Source organism: Streptomyces sp. V4I8 (assembly GCF_041261225.1).
In the GTDB taxonomy this organism is placed as follows: Bacteria; Actinomycetota; Actinomycetes; order Streptomycetales; family Streptomycetaceae; genus Streptomyces.
Genome location: NZ_JBGCCN010000001.1, coordinates 3,523,574 through 3,538,784, shown reverse-complemented (window position 1 = coordinate 3,538,784; position 15,211 = coordinate 3,523,574). Strand labels below are relative to the sequence as shown.

Here is a 15,211-nt window from a genome sequence, read left to right as displayed (position 1 = left end):
ATATTCCTCAAGTGATGGCAGTGCGGCCTGTGTGAGGGGCATGGGATGCAGATCAAGCCACGCCAGCATCTGCTGGACATCTGGCAGGCGGTGGCCCGCCACTCTTTCGACGGGGGAGAGTGGGAGTGGGGCGAGTGGGGCGGAGAGAGCAGTGTGGCCGACGCCGAGCGGCTGCTCTGCCTGCTGTACCCGGCCACGGAGATCCCCGCCTTCCGGCTGGACGACCCGGACACCACACAGGAGGACGTCCAGCAGGTCCTCAAGAGAGCCGGCGGCCGGCTGGAGGTCCCGGCCAACCTCGTCACGGCCGCCGCCGACTTCATGCGGGCGCACACCGGCGACGACAAGAGGCCCACGTTCGCGGGCGGTTACTACTTCGGGTCCGCCGACAAGACCAGGGAAGTCACCGAGGAACAGCGCCAACTCGGCGTGGTCGACTCGTTCTCCATGTCGATCACCCTGTGCCTCGCCACACTCGGCTTCCTCAAGGTCTACGAGACCAGGACCCGGCGCAGCGACATCAAGGAGACGATCTCCGACCTGCGCCAGGCCACCAGCAACCGGCTCACCGCCGCCATGGTGAGCCTGCTGCGCTCCTTCACCGTCAACGTCTTCGACGTCGACGCCTCCCAGGGCCGTACCCTCTGCGAACTCCTCGGCCAGGGACGGCTGTCGCAGCGGCAGGTGCTGAGCAAGTTCCAGAACCGGTTCCGTTCACTGCGCGCGGCGATCAACGAGAGCGTCTTCCTCGGCATCGACGTCCAGGAAGGCCTCAAGGACGAGAACCAGCTCTTCGAGTGCGGCTGGGCGTGGAGCATGGTGAAGGACGCTCCCGAGGTCGAGACCGACGAACCCATCGGTCCGCAGCCCCAGGGGGTGGCCAACGCGGTGCCGTACCTGTACTTCACCGTGGTGGCCCTCGACGGTATCCAGGACCTGTTCTCCGACCGCACCCTCACCCTCGGCCTGCTCAACACCGAGCAGCAGAAGCTCGCCGAGGCGCTCCGGCTGCGGTGGGAGCTGACCCAGCAGTACTGGTCCCGCATCGCCCGCTTCGACGACGACCGCTGGCCCCTGGAGGACATTCCCTGGCGTACGACGGGACAGAAGCTGGAGTCCGAGTACTTCTCCCTCTCCGTCGCCGCCATCCTCGTGCACGACCTGATGCGGCGCCGCGCCACCGACGACGACCTGACCCGCACCGTCAGCATCATGGAGCGTCTCGCCGAGCGCGGCCGCATCACCAGCCGGATGGTCCGCGACGACCCCGTCGTCCACGAGCTGCACAACGTGGGCGTCGCCCTGCCGCTGCAGGGCAGCGAGCGGATCGGCCCGCCCATGACGTGGTCCATGACCGACTTCTCGGCGCAGCTGCTGAAGCGGACCGTCCAGCTGTGCACCCTGTCCCGCAACCTCGCCTCGCACGACCGGCTGCTCAGGCTCGCCGAGGACATCTTCGACCACATGTGGCGGCGCCGCATCCGGGACGGCGAGGGCGTCGGCCTGTGGGACAGCGTCCACCACGCCTATCCCCAGGCGGAGATCCACAAGCGGCGCGTGCCGGTGTCGTGGAGCATCACCGAGCGGGTGACCGAGGTGATGGTCCAGGCCCACGAGATGTACCGGCAGCCCCCGATCCGCAGTCTCGAACTCACCGAGCTGGCAAGGGCGTTGCTCAGTGAGTCCGCCCACCTCCTGGGCAACGAACAGATGGAACCCGCGCCCACCGACTCCGGCCGGCACGGGATGGAACTGAGGAACATCGAGGTCAAGTTGCGCCGCGCCCGCAGCCTCGTGGACGAACAGCCGGGAACGGCCTACGCGTTGACCCTCGACGTGCTGGGACAGCTCGACTCGCTCGCCCGCGCCCGCGAGGCCGCGGACCGGGGAGTGTGAACCGTGCTGATCTTCGCCGCCTCCGACAAGGGAGGCACGGGCCGCTCCGTGACCAGCGCCAACCTCGCCTACCACCGGGCGCTGGCCGGGGACGACGTCTGCTACCTCGACTTCGACTTCGGCTCGCCCACCGCGGCGGCCGTCTTCGACGTGGCCGACGCCCGCCAGGCCACCGAGGACCGCGGCCTGCACGCCTACCTCACAGGCGAGGTCAGCGAACCCGCCCGGATCGACGTCTGGGCCGACACCGAGCACCAGGTGCTGCGCTTCCCGCCGCCCGGCTGCGGCCGGCTGGTGCTGATGCCCGGCGACGTCAGCGGCGGCGAGTTCGCCACCAGCGACGACAACCTGCGCCGCTGCGTCGACCTGCTGATGACGCTGTACTACGAGTTCGACCTGGTCGTCGTCGACCTCAGTGCCGGCCGCTCCTACGCCGTCGACATGGCCCTGGAGGCCACCGCACAGCCCGAGATGCGCGAGGTCACGGCCCGCTGGCTGGTCTTCCACCGCTGGACCCGCCAGCATGTGGCCGCCGCCGCGAGCCTGGTCTTCGGCAAGCGCGGCATCCTCGCCGGAGGCGTCGACCGAGGCCACGGCGAAGCGGCACTCCGCAATGCCATCCGCTTCGTCCGGGCCGCCGTACCCGACCCCGAGTCCCCGCTCTGGTCCCAGGTCTCGCCCACCCAGTCGGCGTGGATGCGCAAGACCGACGGCGACCTCAAGCAGCTCGCCTCCACCCACGGCATCGGCTACAGCCAGGTCCTCGGCTCGGTGCCGCTCGAACCGGTCCTGCAGTGGCGTGAGCAGCTCATCACCGACGAGGACGTGCTCGACAGCCAGATCGCCAACGAGGCGACCTGGCAGGCGCTGAGCCAGCTCGCCGTACGGCTGACCGACGACAAGTACTGGGAGGAGGCATGACCGAGACCGCCTTCCGGGAGACGACCGCCGAGCCCGTCACCAAGTCCGTGCCGCTGTCCCACCTCTCCCTGGAGCTGGGCCACCTCTACATGGAGGACTTCGAGGCGGGCCCCAAGCGGCTGGGCGAGCACTTCGCCGAGGTACGGGTCTGGGCGGACGCGGTCCGCGCCTCGGCGGCCCGCCGCAGCAAGCGCCCCCGCATCAGCACCTGCTTCCTCATCGACGACTACTTCACCCGCTTCTCCACCCCGGCCGAACTGATCCCGATGGTCCTCAAGGAGGCCGAGAAGGCCGGCCTCGTCATCGACTACCTGGCCCGCGAGTCGAGCTGCGCGGTCGCCGACCGCGTGGAACTCGCGGAATCGGTCATGCACCGCCTCGTGGAGTCGCCGCCCCCGGGCAGCTACGGCTCCCGCCCGCCCGTCAGCCAGAGCGGCTGGCTCGCCAACGGCCAGCGCACGCCCTCGGCGTCCCGCAGCGCCCTGGGCGCGGTCAAGGGCTGGGAGCCGCCCCAGGAGACCGCGGCCCGCAACCACTCGGTCTTCATGGACGTGGAGCTGTGGTCGGAGAAGGACGGCAAGCGCCTGTGGTCGTGCCCGTTCCTGGCGGCCGTATGGCAACTGGCCCGCCTCGGCCTGTTACGGCACCTGGGCGAGCCGGTACTGGTCCCGAAGGCCTGGGAGGGCGAGGACTTCCCGCACGACTGGGACCGGCTGCCACCGCTGACCAAGCTCACCGACACCAACGCGGCCTTCAGCGCCTACCGCACCTGCACCCTCATGCCGAACCGCTTCCTCGCCGTCGAGGACGCCGTACGGCTCATCCTCGACCAGACGGACGTCGACGCCGGGGCACTCCAGCAGGTCGCCAAGCGGTCCGCCGACGAGGGGATGCCGGTGCCCGTGGCGGTCGCCCAGCGCGCCACCTACGTCTTCTACGAGGAGCCCGGCGACTCCTCCGCGGCCGAGGAGACCTGAGATGACGGCGGCCCCCGGCCAACCGGCGCGTTCGGTCCTCGCCTGCGGTGAGGTGCGCACCTGTCTGCTGCCGTCCGTCCAGGCCCTGGACGCCCGCGCCGCCGCCCAGCTGCTCAGGCTGCGCGCCGACGAACACGTCCGGGTCTCCGAACGGCCCAGCATGTACGCCCTTTCCCCCGAGGTGCTGACCGGGGTGGACTGCCGACTGCCCGCCTCCAACGGCACGAAGGTCAGGGGCGTGGGTACGGTCGCCGTCCGTGCGGCCCTGACCGAGGGCCGTCTGCTGCAGTCGACGGCGTACTTCAGCCTCCCGGCCGCCGGGCCCGACATGCGGCGCCCCTGGGGCCAGTACCTCGTACGCCCCGGCCTGGTGGAACCCTTCGGCAAACTGCCCCAACAGGCCACCGCCGAAGGCGTGTTGCGTGGAGCGGGGCGTGGCGAGCTCGACCTCGGGATGATCTCCGAGGGCCTGCTGGCCCAGCTCCGCCGCCATGCGCTGCTCGACCGCAGGGTGCCGTTCAAGTCCAGTCCGACACGGCTGCGTTGGGTGGCGCGACGGACCCCGGCGGGGGAGCGGGCGTCGCTGGCGAACTTCACGGTGGCCGAGGGCGGGCTGCGGACCATGGAGCTACGGCTGCCGGAGGACGTCCCGGCCGCTTCGGCAGCGGGTCTGTGCGAGGATCTCGCCCTGCACGACTGGCTTTTGACGACCGTTCAGCACATGCTGGACAACAACCGGATCAGTGCCATAGACGGACCTTCGGTGGTCGAGGTGCTCCATCCGGTCGTGGTTCACCTGCTGCATCTGTGGATGCCGCGCGCACATGTGGACCCCGCGCTGGCCCACCTGTGGGACGTACTGGAAGAGAAACCGGGGTTCTCCCGACAGTGGGAGAACCTGAGCCGGCGCATCAGAGATCGACTGGCCCTCCAGGCCGTGGCGATGCCGCACCAGGCGCTCAGCACGAGTTGAGGGACGGGCCCGGGACCAATTACCCGACGGGGGAAGAGAAATGAGCGGAGCGTCATCGTTAGGAGCAGGTGGCAACGGGCAAGGGGCGCCGCGTCCGGAGCCACGCATGCCCAAGATGTTCTGGCGGATCGTGATCACCGCCGGCGCGGCGGGCGGGGCCTTCCTGCTGACCAGCATCCTGGACCAGGACGACGGGAACATCTGGCAGTGGGTGGCGTCCATCGTCATCGGCAGTGCGGCGCTGATCGTGCAGTTCCTGATCGACTTCGGGGAGCGGTTCGAGAAGGTCGACACGCGCTTCAACGAGATCCTCGCCGCGACGACGCTGTTCAGCCAGGTGGACGGTTCGGTGCTGCGCTCCGACGAGGTGACCCGGCTGGTCCTCGGCTACACCAAGGTCCGTGAACAGGGCGGCGACATCGTGCAGGCCTTCGCCGAGAAGGAGCTGGGCCGCCTCGCCAAGATGATGGAAGGCCTCGGCAGCGGCAGCGCGGACTGCCCCGGCGAGAACCACGAGTGGCTGATCGACATCACCGACTGCGTCAAGATGACCCTCGACGCCACCAGCACCTCGGTGGACCGGGAGTTCTGGAGCAGCGGGCCCGCCGACCGGTACCTCGCCGCGCAGGAGAAGGCGATCAAGCGGCGGGGCGTGGAGATCCGGCGCCTGTTCATCGTGCGCACCGAGGACGAGGTCACGCCGGAACTCAGAGCACTGTGCGACAACCAGCGCAGGCGGGGTATCGACGCGCGTATCGCGGTGCGGTCGCTGATGGAGTCGAGCCCCAGGGTGAGCGACTTCATCGTCTTCGACGGCGAACTCTGCCACGAGACCAAGCCGGACCAGGAGAACAACCCGGACAGCACGCTGCTGAGCACCGATCCGGACCATATCGAGGACCACGTCACCCAGTTCACCGAGCTGTGGGCAGAGGCCGAGCGTCAGCAGACGTCTCCGCGGGTCACCGCAGAGACGTGAGGAACCCGCGCCAGGCGTGGGCGGGGATGAGGAGTACGGGGCTGTCCGAGGCGAGTTTGGAGTCTCGGACGGGGACGACGCCGGGTATGCCGTCGGCGACCTCGACGCAGTCCTCCCCGCCAGCGCCACCGCTGTAGGTGCTCTTGCGCCAGCGGGCGGCGCCTGGGAAGTCGTACGCGACCTCGACGCAGTCGCCGCCGTTGCCGTCGCTGTAGCTGCTCTTGCGCCAGCTCGCGTTGCTCAGGTCGTACTCGCGCATCGTCTGAAGTCCTCCGCCGCCGACTCGATCAGGGCTAGGGACGCCTCCGGCGACAGCGCGGCGGCCCTGAGCAGATCGTATGCCGCGTACGCGTGCTTCACCACAGCCGGATCGTCCAGCAGATTCCCCGAATACACGGCTTCTGTATAGGCCGTTGGTGGGGCGTCCTCAAACTCCATGAGCTTCAGCGAACCGGTCATCAGGGCGTACGCCCCAGCCGCGTACGGCAGCACCTGCACCAGCACCGTCCGCTCCCGCGTCAGCGCCGCCACCCGCTCCAGCTGCTCCGCCATGACGGCCGGGCCGCCGACCGGGATGCGCAGCACGTTCTCGTGGAGCACGGCCCAATACACGGGCCGTGTAGCGTCCTTGAGGATGTGCTGGCGCTCCAGGCGGCCCGATACTCTGTCCTCGATGTACTCGTCCGTCGCGAACCGGTTCATCGCCAGCGTCACCGCCCGTGCGTACCCGGCCGTTTGCAAGAGGCCCGGCACCAGCGCGGGCGCGAACTCGCAGATCTTTGTCGTGAGCCGCTCCAACTCCGCCGCCTTCGCGAAGTAATCCGCGTACCGCTGATCCTTGATGAGCTGGCGCCACATCCGCTCGAAAATACCGTCGGTTTGCAGGGCCTCGTCAATCCGCTGCGCGACATCAAGCTGAGGCTTCCGAATGGCCTGTTCGAATTGGCCGATGTATCCGCCGGAGACAAATACCCGAGCCCCTAACTCCACCTGGGTGAGCCCGGCGTCCTCCCTTCGCCGTTTCAACTCCGCACCGAAGAACTCCCAGGCCGCCAGCCTCGAACCATTGGCCATGGCCAACCCCCTTGCACTTCCCCGCACTTGTAGGGCACAGACTCCTGCCGAGTGTAGGCGCCGCAGGTCAGGATGGAGATGGAATGAGTGAAACCCAAATAGAGGGGGAGTGACCGTGACGGCACGACACTCGGCGCACTGCGTCGAAGAAGCGGAGGAAGCAGTGAAGGAATTGCGGGCGGTGCTGCAGAAGGCAGGAATTACGCTCCCGACACTCCGGATCGACCCGGCGAGTCTTGCGCGTGAAGCCCCTTGCCCGCTCGTCGAATTGGGCCGGTGTTCCGTCGAGACCGCGCAGCGCCTCGCGGCGGTACTGCGATGAAGCCACCGATCGGGTCGTACGTCGTCGACACACGCAACGGAAGAATCGGCATCGTCATGGGGCACGAGGGGCCGTACGTCCAACTCAGACCGTACGGAGGCGGCAAGGAATGGGACGCCGAGCCCGGGATCGTACGGACGGCCAGCCCCGCCGAGCGGCTCCGTGCGGCGACCGCGTACGCGAACGCGCGAAGCCGGGGTGAGGTTCCTTGACCTAGGGGCGGGCCCGTAGGGTGCGGCGGCATGGGTTTGTGGAGATGGAGACGGAGAGGGCCGAAGGCGTCCCGCCGCTACCCCGTGCCGCTCACCACGCACCAGCTGTGGATGGTGTCGCTGAGCGCGCCGGTGAGCAGGGACCGGGGCGCCTCGCGGACCACGCTGTATCCGTTCGCGCGGATCGACGACGACGGGGCCCGGCGCTGGCTGGCCGAGCAGTGGGAGATCACGTCGCGTGAGCAGCTGGTCGGCCGGCTCGACGCGCTGTCCCGCAGCGGGTACCGGGCCCGGGCATACCGCGTCACCGGCGTCTCGCCGCTGGCCTGGGACGCCGCGCTGTACGTCGACATCGCCCGCCGGGGCTTCGCGTGCGGGCTGATCGACGAGTCCGACGCCTGGACCGCGCTGAAGAACATCGTGCCGGCGGTGGTGGGGACGTACGGCTCCTGGCAGGAGTACGCGGCCCACTATCTGCTCGGCCGGCAGGTGTGGCGGGACGGCCTGCGGGGCACGGCGGACGCCGGTTTCCCGGCCTCGCAGACGACCGCCGACGCGCATCTGCGTGCGCTGCTGGACCCGGAGAATCGTTCCAGCCCTTGGAATCTCGCGCCGTGGAACACCATCAGCCACCCGGACCGCACCCGGTGACTCCGGGCGTACGCGAGAATGAACCCATGAGTCTGTTCCGCGCCGACGGCATCGTGCTGCACACCCAGAGGCTGGGCGAGGGTGCGCGATGAGTCTCTTCCGGGATGACGGCATCGTCCTGCGCACCCAGAAGCTGGGCGAGGCGGACCGCATCATCACGCTGCTCACGCGGGGGCACGGGCGGGTGCGGGCGGTGGCCCGGGGGGTGCGGCGGACCAAGTCGAAGTTCGGGGCGCGGCTCGAACCCTTCTCCCACGTCGACGTGCAGTTCTTCGCGCGGGGCAGCGAGCTGATCGGGCGCGGGCTGCCGCTGTGCACGCAGAGCGAGACCATCGCTCCGTACGGCGGCGGGATCGTCACCGACTACGCCCGCTACACGGCCGGGACGGCCATGCTGGAGACCGCCGAGCGGTTCACCGATCACGAGGGTGAGCCCGCTGTGCAGCAGTACCTGCTGCTCGTGGGGGCCCTGCGGACCCTCTCCCGCGGTGAGCACGCCCCGCACCTCGTTCTCGACGCCTTCCTGCTCCGCTCCCTCGCCGTCAACGGCTACGCCCCCAGCTTCGGCGACTGTGCGAAGTGCGGCATGCCCGGACCGAACCGCTTCTTCTCGGTGGCCTCCGGGGGCTCGGTCTGTGTCGACTGCCGGGTGCCCGGTAGCGTCGTACCGTCGCCGCAGACCCTCGAACTGCTCGGCGCGCTGCTTACGGGAGACTGGGAGACGGCCGACGCCTGCGAGGCGCGGCACGTCCGGGAGGGCAGCGGGCTGGTGTCCGCCTATCTGCACTGGCATCTGGAGCGCGGGCTGCGTTCGCTTCGGTACGTGGAAAAGTAAGGGAGACGAGAAGCACATGGTCGTACGCGGGTTCCTGGGGCGTCAGCGCCGCGAGTACCGGGCGCCGGAGCCGCATCCGTCCGGTGCCCGCGCGCCGAAGCTCCCCGGCGAGCTGATCCCGAAGCATGTGGCGATCGTCATGGACGGGAACGGTCGCTGGGCGAAGGAGCGGGGGCTGCCGCGTACCGAAGGGCACAAGGTCGGTGCCGAGCGGGTGCTGGACGTCCTCCAGGGCGCGGTCGAGATGGGCGTCGGGGCGATCTCGCTGTACGCCTTCTCCACCGAGAACTGGAAGCGGTCGCCGGACGAGGTGCGCTTCCTGATGAACTTCAACCGCGACTTCATCCGCAAGACCCGCGACCAGCTCGACGAGCTGGGGATCCGGGTGCGGTGGGTCGGCCGGATGCCCAAGCTGTGGAAGTCGGTCGCCAAGGAGCTCCAGGTCGCCCAGGAGCAGACCAAGGACAACGACAAGCTGACGCTGTACTTCTGCATGAACTACGGCGGGCGGGCCGAGATCGCGGACGCGGCGCAGGCCCTCGCGGAGGACGTGAAGGCGGGGCGGCTGGACCCGTCCAAGGTCAACGAGAAGACCTTCGCCAAGTACCTGTACTACCCGGACATGCCGGACGTGGACCTGTTCCTGCGCCCCAGCGGTGAGCAGCGCACCTCCAACTACCTTCTCTGGCAGAGCGCTTACGCCGAGATGGTCTTCCAGGACGTGCTGTGGCCGGACTTCGACCGGCGTGACCTGTGGCGTGCGTGCGTCGAGTTCGCCTCGCGTGACCGGCGGTTCGGCGGGGCCATCCCGAACGAGGAGCTGCTGGCCATGGAGGGCAAGCAGGACTGAGGGCCGGTGGTGTGGGCGGGGCGCTAGGGTTCCGCCCATGGATCACCAGGGGCGGGACATCATTTCGGGCGCGGACGCCGTCGAGCTGGCGTACCAGCCTGCGCGTGAAGACTTTCTCAAGGCCGTCCTCGTGCGGGAGCGCATACGTCGACTGAACCTGCTGCGCTGGGCTCTGGTCGCACTGTTCGTGTTGCTCACCGTCTCGCAGGCGATGTCGGGCTGGCCGTTCTCGGCGGTACTCACCTTGCTGTGCGCCGCCATGATCTGGGGGATCCCGCATCTGCAGGCCCATCACGGGCTGCGCACGGTCTCCTGGCAGGGCGGGTACCGCACGACCGTCAGTGACACGGGGGTCACGACCGTCACCGATCATGTGACGCTGACCCAGCGCTGGTCGGTGTTCCGGGGGTACCGGGAGACCCGCGACCACCTGGTCCTTCTCAGCCGGGACCCGAACGTCCTGCTCGTGGAGGTCCTGCCCAAGCGGGGCGCCGCGGATCCGGCCGACGTGGACCGTCTGCGCGCGCTGCTGGGCCACCACCTGCCCCGCGTGTAACCCCCACCAATGAATTCGCCCCCGCCGCCCCTACCCGTCCCGTCCCTGGGGGCTGCCGCCCCCAGACCCCCGCTTCGGCCCTGAAGGGGCCTCGTCCTCAAACGCCGGACGGGCTGAAAGATCCAGCCCCTCCGGCGTTTGAGGAGCGGGGTCTGGGGCGGAGCCCCAGAAGGATGGGACGGGTAGGGGCGGCGGGGGCGAAGAACCGCTCAGGCCGCGGAGCACTCCTCACACGTGCCGAAGATCTCCACCGTATGCGCCACGTTCACGAAGCCGTGTTCCGCGGCGATCGCGTCCGCCCACTTCTCCACCGCGGGGCCCTCGACCTCGACCGCCTTGCCGCAGACGCGGCAGACGAGGTGGTGGTGGTGTTCGCCGGTCGAGCAGCGGCGGTAGACGGACTCGCCGTCGGCGGTGCGCAGGACGTCGACCTCGCCGGCGTCGGCGAGGGACTGCAGGGTGCGGTAGACCGTGGTGAGCCCGACCGAGTCGCCCTTGTGCTTGAGCATGTCGTGGAGTTCCTGCGCGCTGCGGAACTCGTCGACCTCGTCAAGGGCCGCCGCCACGGCGGCCCGCTGTCGAGTCGCGCGGCCCTTTACGGGCGGTCCAGCGACTGTCACCGGTTGCCTCCTCACGTCTGCACTTGCCGGGCCATTGTGCCAGCCCGGACTGTCAGCGGTCAGACGCCGACCTTGCCCGAGCCCTCACGGCTGGCCGGAATCGCACACTCCGCCGGGTCACCGGAGGGTTGCGCGGCGGCCAGGGCGCGGGCCCTGCGACGGGCCAGCGGGGTCGCGAGCGCGGTCAGCGCGATGAACGCGCCGATGGTCAGCAGGACGATGGTCGCGCCGGGGGGGACGTCCTGGTAGTACGACGTGACCGTGCCGCCGATCGTCACCGTGATGCCGATCGCGACGGCGATCGCGAACGTCGCCGCGAAGCTCCGGGTGAGCTGCTGGGCCGCCGCCACCGGCACCACCATCAGCGCGCTGACCAGGAGGAGACCGACCACGCGCATCGCGACCGTCACCGTCACCGCCGCGGTGATCGCCGTCAGCAGGTTCAGGGCGCGGACCGGGAGGCCCGTGACCCGGGCGAACTCCTCGTCCTGGCTCACCGCGAACAGCTGGCGACGCAGGCCGAGGGTGACCAGCACCACGAAGGCCGCCAGCAGGATGATCGCCGTCACGTCCGACTCGCTCACCGTCGCCAGGGAGCCGAAGAGGTACGAGGTCAGGTTGGCGTTGGAGCCGTTCGGAGCGAGGTTGATGAACATCACGCCGCCGGCCATACCGCCGTAGAAGAGCATCGCGAGGGCGATGTCGCCGCGGGTGCGGCCGTACCAGCGGATCAGCTCCATCAGGACCGCGCCGAGGACCGAGACGATTGTCGCCATCCACACCGGGGACCAGGAGAGCAGGAAGCCCAGGCCCACGCCCGTCATCGCGACGTGGCCGATGCCGTCGCCCATCAGGGCCTGGCGGCGCTGGACCAGGTAGATGCCCACGGCGGGTGCCGTGATGCCGACCAGGACCGCGGCGAGCAGCGCCCGCTGCATGAAGTCGTAGTTCAGGAGGTCCATCAGCTCAGCAGTCCCGTCCGGATCGGTTCGGCGTCGTGAGCCGCGTGCGGGTGTACGTGGTCGTGGCCGGGCAGCGCGTGCTGGCCGACGGCCTTCGGGGGCGGGCCGTCGTGCGTCACACAGCCGTCGCGCAGGACGACCGCCCGGTCGATCAGGGGCTCCAGCGGGCCGAGTTCGTGGAGCACGAGCAGGACCGTCGAACCGGCCGCGACTTGCGCCCTGAGCGTCTGCGCGAGCACCTCCTGGCTGGCCAGGTCCACGCCCGCCATCGGCTCGTCCATGATCAGCAGCTCGGGTTCGGACGCGAGCGCGCGGGCGATCAGCACGCGCTGGTGCTGGCCGCCGGAAAGGGCGTTGACCGAGTCCTTCACCCGGTCCGCCATGCCGACCAGGTCCAGGGCGCGTCGTACGGCCGCGTGGTCGGCCTTGCGGAAGACGCCGAAGCGGGTGCGGGACAGGCGGCCCGAGGAGACGACCTCGCCCACCGTGGCGGGCACCCCGCCCGCGGCCGTCGTGCGCTGCGGGACGTAGCCCAGCCGCGCCCAGTCGCGGAACCGGGCCCGCGGGGTGCCGAACAGCTCGATCTCGCCCGCGCTGACCGGCACCTGGCCGATGACGCTGCGCACGGCGGTCGACTTGCCCGAGCCGTTGGCGCCGAGCAGCGCGACGACCTCACCGCGGTCCACGGTGAGGTCGATGCCGCGCAGGACGGGGCGCGAACCCAGCTCGGCGCGTACGCCGCGCAGGGAGATGACGGGCTCGACGGGCTTGACGGGCTCGGTCATGCCGTCCTCCGTAGGGTGTGGCTCACTTGGCTCCCAGGGCCGTCTTCAGGGCCGCGAGGTTGGACTCCATGACCTCGAAGTAGTCGTCGCCCTTGGACTTGTCGGTGATGCCCTCGAGGGGGTCGAGGACGTCCGTCTTGAGGCCCGCGTCGTCGGCGAGGGTCTTCGCGGTCTTGTCGGAGACCAGTGTCTCGTAGAAGACGGTGGTGACGCCGTCGGCCTTGGCCTCCTGCTGGAGCTCCTTGATCCGGGCCGGGCTGGGCTCGCTGTCCGGGTCGACGCCGGAGATGGCCTCCTGGGTCAGGCCGTAGCGCTCGGCGAGGTAGCCGAAGGCGGCGTGGTTGGTGAAGAAGACCTTGCTCCGGGTGTTCTTCAGCCCGTCCGCGAACTGCGTGTTCAGGCCGTCGAGCTTCTTGACCAGCGCGTCCGTGTTCTTCTTGTAGTCGGCCGCGTGGTCCGGGTCCGCCTTCTCGAAGGCCGCGCCGACGCCCTTGGCGATCTCGGCGTACTTCACCGGGTCGAGCCAGACGTGCGGGTCGAGGGCGTGCCCCTCCTCCTCGGAGTTGGCTTCCTCGCCCTCGTGCTCGTGCTCGACGTCGCCGTGGTCCTCCAGCTTGGTGAGGGTGGCGGCGTCGATCTTCGTCTTGAGGCCCGACTGCTCGACGGTCTCGTCGACGGACGGCTGGAGACCCTTGAGATAGAGGGCGGCGTCGGAGTCCTCCAGCTGCGCCCGCTTCTGGGCGCTGATCTCCAGGTCGTGCGGCTCCTGGCCGGGTTCGGTCAGACTGGAGACGTTCACATGGCCGCCGCCTATCTGCTCGGCGAGGAAGGCCATGGGGTAGAACGACGCAACGACGTCGAACTTGTCCGTGTTGCCCGCGGCCGCGCTGTCCGAGGAGCAGGCGGAGAGGGTGCCGGCACCGAGAGCGGTGACGGCCGCCAGGGCGAGCCCGGATATGTGGTGTCGTCGTACGTTCATGACAGTCATTTTCAGCAAAATTGGAAACGATTGTCAACAAGCGTGATGAGCGGTCCACAGAGGGCAACCGATTTGGTTGAGGGGGATCCCCCGCCGGTACCCTGAAGCATTCGCTGTGAAGCGCCTCGCTTCGTCGCCCGTCGTCGTAATGAAGAGAGCACCGTGGCCGCCGACAAGATCGACACCATCGTCAGCCTGAGCAAGCGCCGTGGCTTCGTATTCCCCTGCAGTGAGATCTACGGCGGCCAGCGGGCCGCCTGGGACTACGGACCGCTGGGTGTCGAGCTCAAGGAGAACCTGAAGCGCCAGTGGTGGCGCTACATGGTGACGTCGCGCGAGGACGTCGTCGGTATCGACTCGTCCGTGATCCTGGCCCCCGAGGTCTGGGTCGCCTCCGGTCACGTCGCCACCTTCACGGACCCGCTGACCGAGTGCACCTCCTGCCACAAGCGGTTCCGCGCCGACCACTTGGAAGAGGCCTACGAGGCCAAGAAGGGCCACCTCCCCGAGAACGGCCTCGCGGACGTGAACTGCCCGAACTGCGGCAACAAGGGCCAGTTCACCGAGCCCAAGCAGTTCTCGGGTCTTCTCTCCACCCACCTCGGCCCGACGCAGGACAGCGGCTCGATCGCCTACCTGCGCCCGGAGACCGCCCAGGGCATCTTCACCAACTTCGCCCAGGTGCAGACCACTTCGCGCCGCAAGCCGCCGTTCGGCATCGCGCAGATGGGCAAGTCCTTCCGCAACGAGATCACGCCCGGCAACTTCATCTTCCGCACCCGCGAGTTCGAGCAGATGGAGATGGAGTTCTTCGTCAAGCCGGGCGAGGACGAGAAGTGGCAGGAGTACTGGATGGAGCAGCGCTGGAACTGGTACACCGGCCTGGGCCTGCGCGAGGAGAACATGCGGTGGTACGAGCACCCGAAGGAGAAGCTCTCCCACTACTCCAAGCGCACCGCTGACATCGAGTACCGCTTTCAGTTCGGCGGCAACGAGTGGGGCGAGCTGGAGGGCGTCGCCAACCGCACCGACTACGACCTCGGCGCGCACTCCAAGGCCTCCGGCCAGGACCTCTCCTACTTCGACCAGGAGGCCGGCGACCGCTGGACGCCGTACGTCATCGAGCCCGCGGCCGGTGTCGGCCGCGCGATGCTGGCGTTCCTCCTCGACGCCTACGTCGAGGACGAGGCGCCCAACGCCAAGGGCAAGATGGAGAAGCGCACGGTGCTGCGCCTGGATCACCGCCTCGCCCCGGTGAAGGTCGCGGTGCTCCCGCTCTCCCGCAACGCGGAGCTCTCCCCGAAGGCCAAGGGCCTCGCCCAGGCGCTCCGCCAGAACTGGAACATCGAGTTCGACGACGCGGGCGCGATCGGCCGCCGCTACCGTCGCCAGGACGAGATCGGCACGCCGTTCTGCGTGACGGTCGACTTCGACACCCTGGACGACAACGCGGTCACCGTGCGTGAGCGGGACTCGATGAAGCAGGAGCGGGTGTCGCTGGACCAGATCGAGGGGTACCTGGCCAGCCGGCTGATCGGCTCCTGATCAAGGGCCTGCCAGTGAGCTGAGGCTGACGGGAGACGCTGCTTGCGTCTCCCGTCAGCCTTTTGCCGTCCGGG

17 protein-coding genes are annotated in these 15,211 nt (G+C 69.1%); 11 read left to right on the top strand and 6 right to left on the bottom strand.

The genetic code is table 11. The features are described from left to right. Nucleotides 1–45: 45 nt before the first annotated feature. The 5 genes from ABIE67_RS16060 to ABIE67_RS16040 all read left to right on the top strand — a co-directional run bounded on the left by ABIE67_RS16060 (nucleotide 46) and on the right by ABIE67_RS16040 (nucleotide 5,746). A complete protein-coding gene (locus ABIE67_RS16060) occupies nucleotides 46–1,896 on the top strand; it encodes an SCO2524 family protein (RefSeq protein WP_370257676.1) in 1,851 nt (616 codons plus the stop codon). A gap of 3 nt (nucleotides 1,897–1,899) precedes the next feature. Then, nucleotides 1,900–2,817, top strand: a complete 918-nt coding sequence (locus tag ABIE67_RS16055) for an SCO2523 family variant P-loop protein (protein WP_370257674.1) — start codon at nucleotides 1,900–1,902, stop codon at nucleotides 2,815–2,817. Next, nucleotides 2,814–3,794 (top strand): SCO2522 family protein, encoded by a 981-nt coding sequence (locus ABIE67_RS16050; protein WP_370257672.1) that lies wholly within the window; start codon nucleotides 2,814–2,816, stop codon nucleotides 3,792–3,794. Before ABIE67_RS16055 ends, ABIE67_RS16050 begins: the two co-directional genes overlap by 4 nt. Nucleotide 3,795: 1 nt before the next feature. Next, a complete protein-coding gene (locus ABIE67_RS16045; protein ID WP_370257670.1) occupies nucleotides 3,796–4,767 on the top strand; it encodes an SCO2521 family protein in 972 nt (323 codons plus the stop codon). A gap of 106 nt (nucleotides 4,768–4,873) precedes the next feature. Next, entirely contained in the window at nucleotides 4,874–5,746 is an 873-nt protein-coding gene (locus ABIE67_RS16040) for a DUF6879 family protein (protein WP_370257668.1), read from the top strand. Here the strand turns inward: ABIE67_RS16040 and ABIE67_RS16035 are convergent. After that, nucleotides 5,730–6,005, bottom strand: a complete 276-nt coding sequence (locus ABIE67_RS16035; RefSeq protein WP_370257666.1) for a DUF397 domain-containing protein — start codon at nucleotides 6,003–6,005, stop codon at nucleotides 5,730–5,732. The two genes, ABIE67_RS16040 and ABIE67_RS16035, sit on opposite strands and share 17 nt — an antisense overlap. Then, a complete protein-coding gene (locus ABIE67_RS16030; RefSeq protein WP_370257665.1) occupies nucleotides 5,987–6,820 on the bottom strand; it encodes a Scr1 family TA system antitoxin-like transcriptional regulator in 834 nt (277 codons plus the stop codon). The genes ABIE67_RS16035 and ABIE67_RS16030 overlap by 19 nt, the downstream gene beginning before the upstream one ends. A 318-nt stretch (nucleotides 6,821–7,138) precedes the next feature. Here ABIE67_RS16030 and ABIE67_RS16025 point away from each other — a divergent pair, with 318 nt between their 5' ends. The 5 genes from ABIE67_RS16025 to ABIE67_RS16005 all read left to right on the top strand — a co-directional run bounded on the left by ABIE67_RS16025 (nucleotide 7,139) and on the right by ABIE67_RS16005 (nucleotide 10,246). After that, on the top strand, nucleotides 7,139–7,354 hold the full coding sequence (locus ABIE67_RS16025) for a hypothetical protein (protein ID WP_370257663.1): 216 nt from the start codon (nucleotides 7,139–7,141) through the stop codon (nucleotides 7,352–7,354). A gap of 30 nt (nucleotides 7,355–7,384) precedes the next feature. Further along, entirely contained in the window at nucleotides 7,385–8,005 is a 621-nt protein-coding gene (locus tag ABIE67_RS16020; RefSeq protein ID WP_370257661.1) for a DUF1266 domain-containing protein, read from the top strand. An 88-nt stretch (nucleotides 8,006–8,093) separates the two neighbouring features. After that, nucleotides 8,094–8,840 (top strand): DNA repair protein RecO, encoded by a 747-nt coding sequence (gene recO / locus ABIE67_RS16015; RefSeq protein ID WP_370257659.1) that lies wholly within the window; start codon nucleotides 8,094–8,096, stop codon nucleotides 8,838–8,840. A gap of 16 nt (nucleotides 8,841–8,856) precedes the next feature. Next, a complete protein-coding gene (locus ABIE67_RS16010) occupies nucleotides 8,857–9,690 on the top strand; it encodes an isoprenyl transferase (protein WP_370257658.1) in 834 nt (277 codons plus the stop codon). Nucleotides 9,691–9,727: 37 nt separating this feature from the next. Further along, nucleotides 9,728–10,246: a YcxB family protein gene (locus tag ABIE67_RS16005; RefSeq protein ID WP_370257655.1), complete on the top strand. Its 519-nt coding sequence runs from the start codon at nucleotides 9,728–9,730 to the stop codon at nucleotides 10,244–10,246. Nucleotides 10,247–10,455: 209 nt separating this feature from the next. On the opposite strand, the gene ABIE67_RS16000 is transcribed toward ABIE67_RS16005, so the two are convergent. From ABIE67_RS16000 to ABIE67_RS15985, 4 genes are read right to left on the bottom strand one after another with little or no spacing between them, the layout of a single operon-like run. Beyond that, nucleotides 10,456–10,866 (bottom strand): Fur family transcriptional regulator, encoded by a 411-nt coding sequence (locus ABIE67_RS16000; protein WP_370257654.1) that lies wholly within the window; start codon nucleotides 10,864–10,866, stop codon nucleotides 10,456–10,458. Nucleotides 10,867–10,925: 59 nt separating this feature from the next. Then, nucleotides 10,926–11,828 carry a metal ABC transporter permease gene (locus tag ABIE67_RS15995; protein ID WP_370257653.1) on the bottom strand — a complete coding sequence of 301 codons (903 nt, stop codon included), beginning with the start codon at nucleotides 11,826–11,828 and terminating at the stop codon, nucleotides 10,926–10,928. Beyond that, nucleotides 11,828–12,613, bottom strand: coding sequence for a metal ABC transporter ATP-binding protein (locus ABIE67_RS15990; protein WP_370257652.1), 786 nt, complete (start codon nucleotides 12,611–12,613; stop codon nucleotides 11,828–11,830). Before ABIE67_RS15990 ends, ABIE67_RS15995 begins: the two co-directional genes overlap by 1 nt. Before the next feature lie 22 nt (nucleotides 12,614–12,635). Then, nucleotides 12,636–13,592: a metal ABC transporter substrate-binding protein gene (locus ABIE67_RS15985; protein ID WP_370257650.1), complete on the bottom strand. Its 957-nt coding sequence runs from the start codon at nucleotides 13,590–13,592 to the stop codon at nucleotides 12,636–12,638. 162 nt (nucleotides 13,593–13,754) lie between these two features. On the opposite strand from ABIE67_RS15985, the gene ABIE67_RS15980 reads away from it, so the two are divergent. After that, a complete protein-coding gene (locus tag ABIE67_RS15980) occupies nucleotides 13,755–15,137 on the top strand; it encodes a glycine--tRNA ligase (RefSeq protein WP_370257647.1) in 1,383 nt (460 codons plus the stop codon). Nucleotides 15,138–15,211 lie beyond the last annotated feature (74 nt).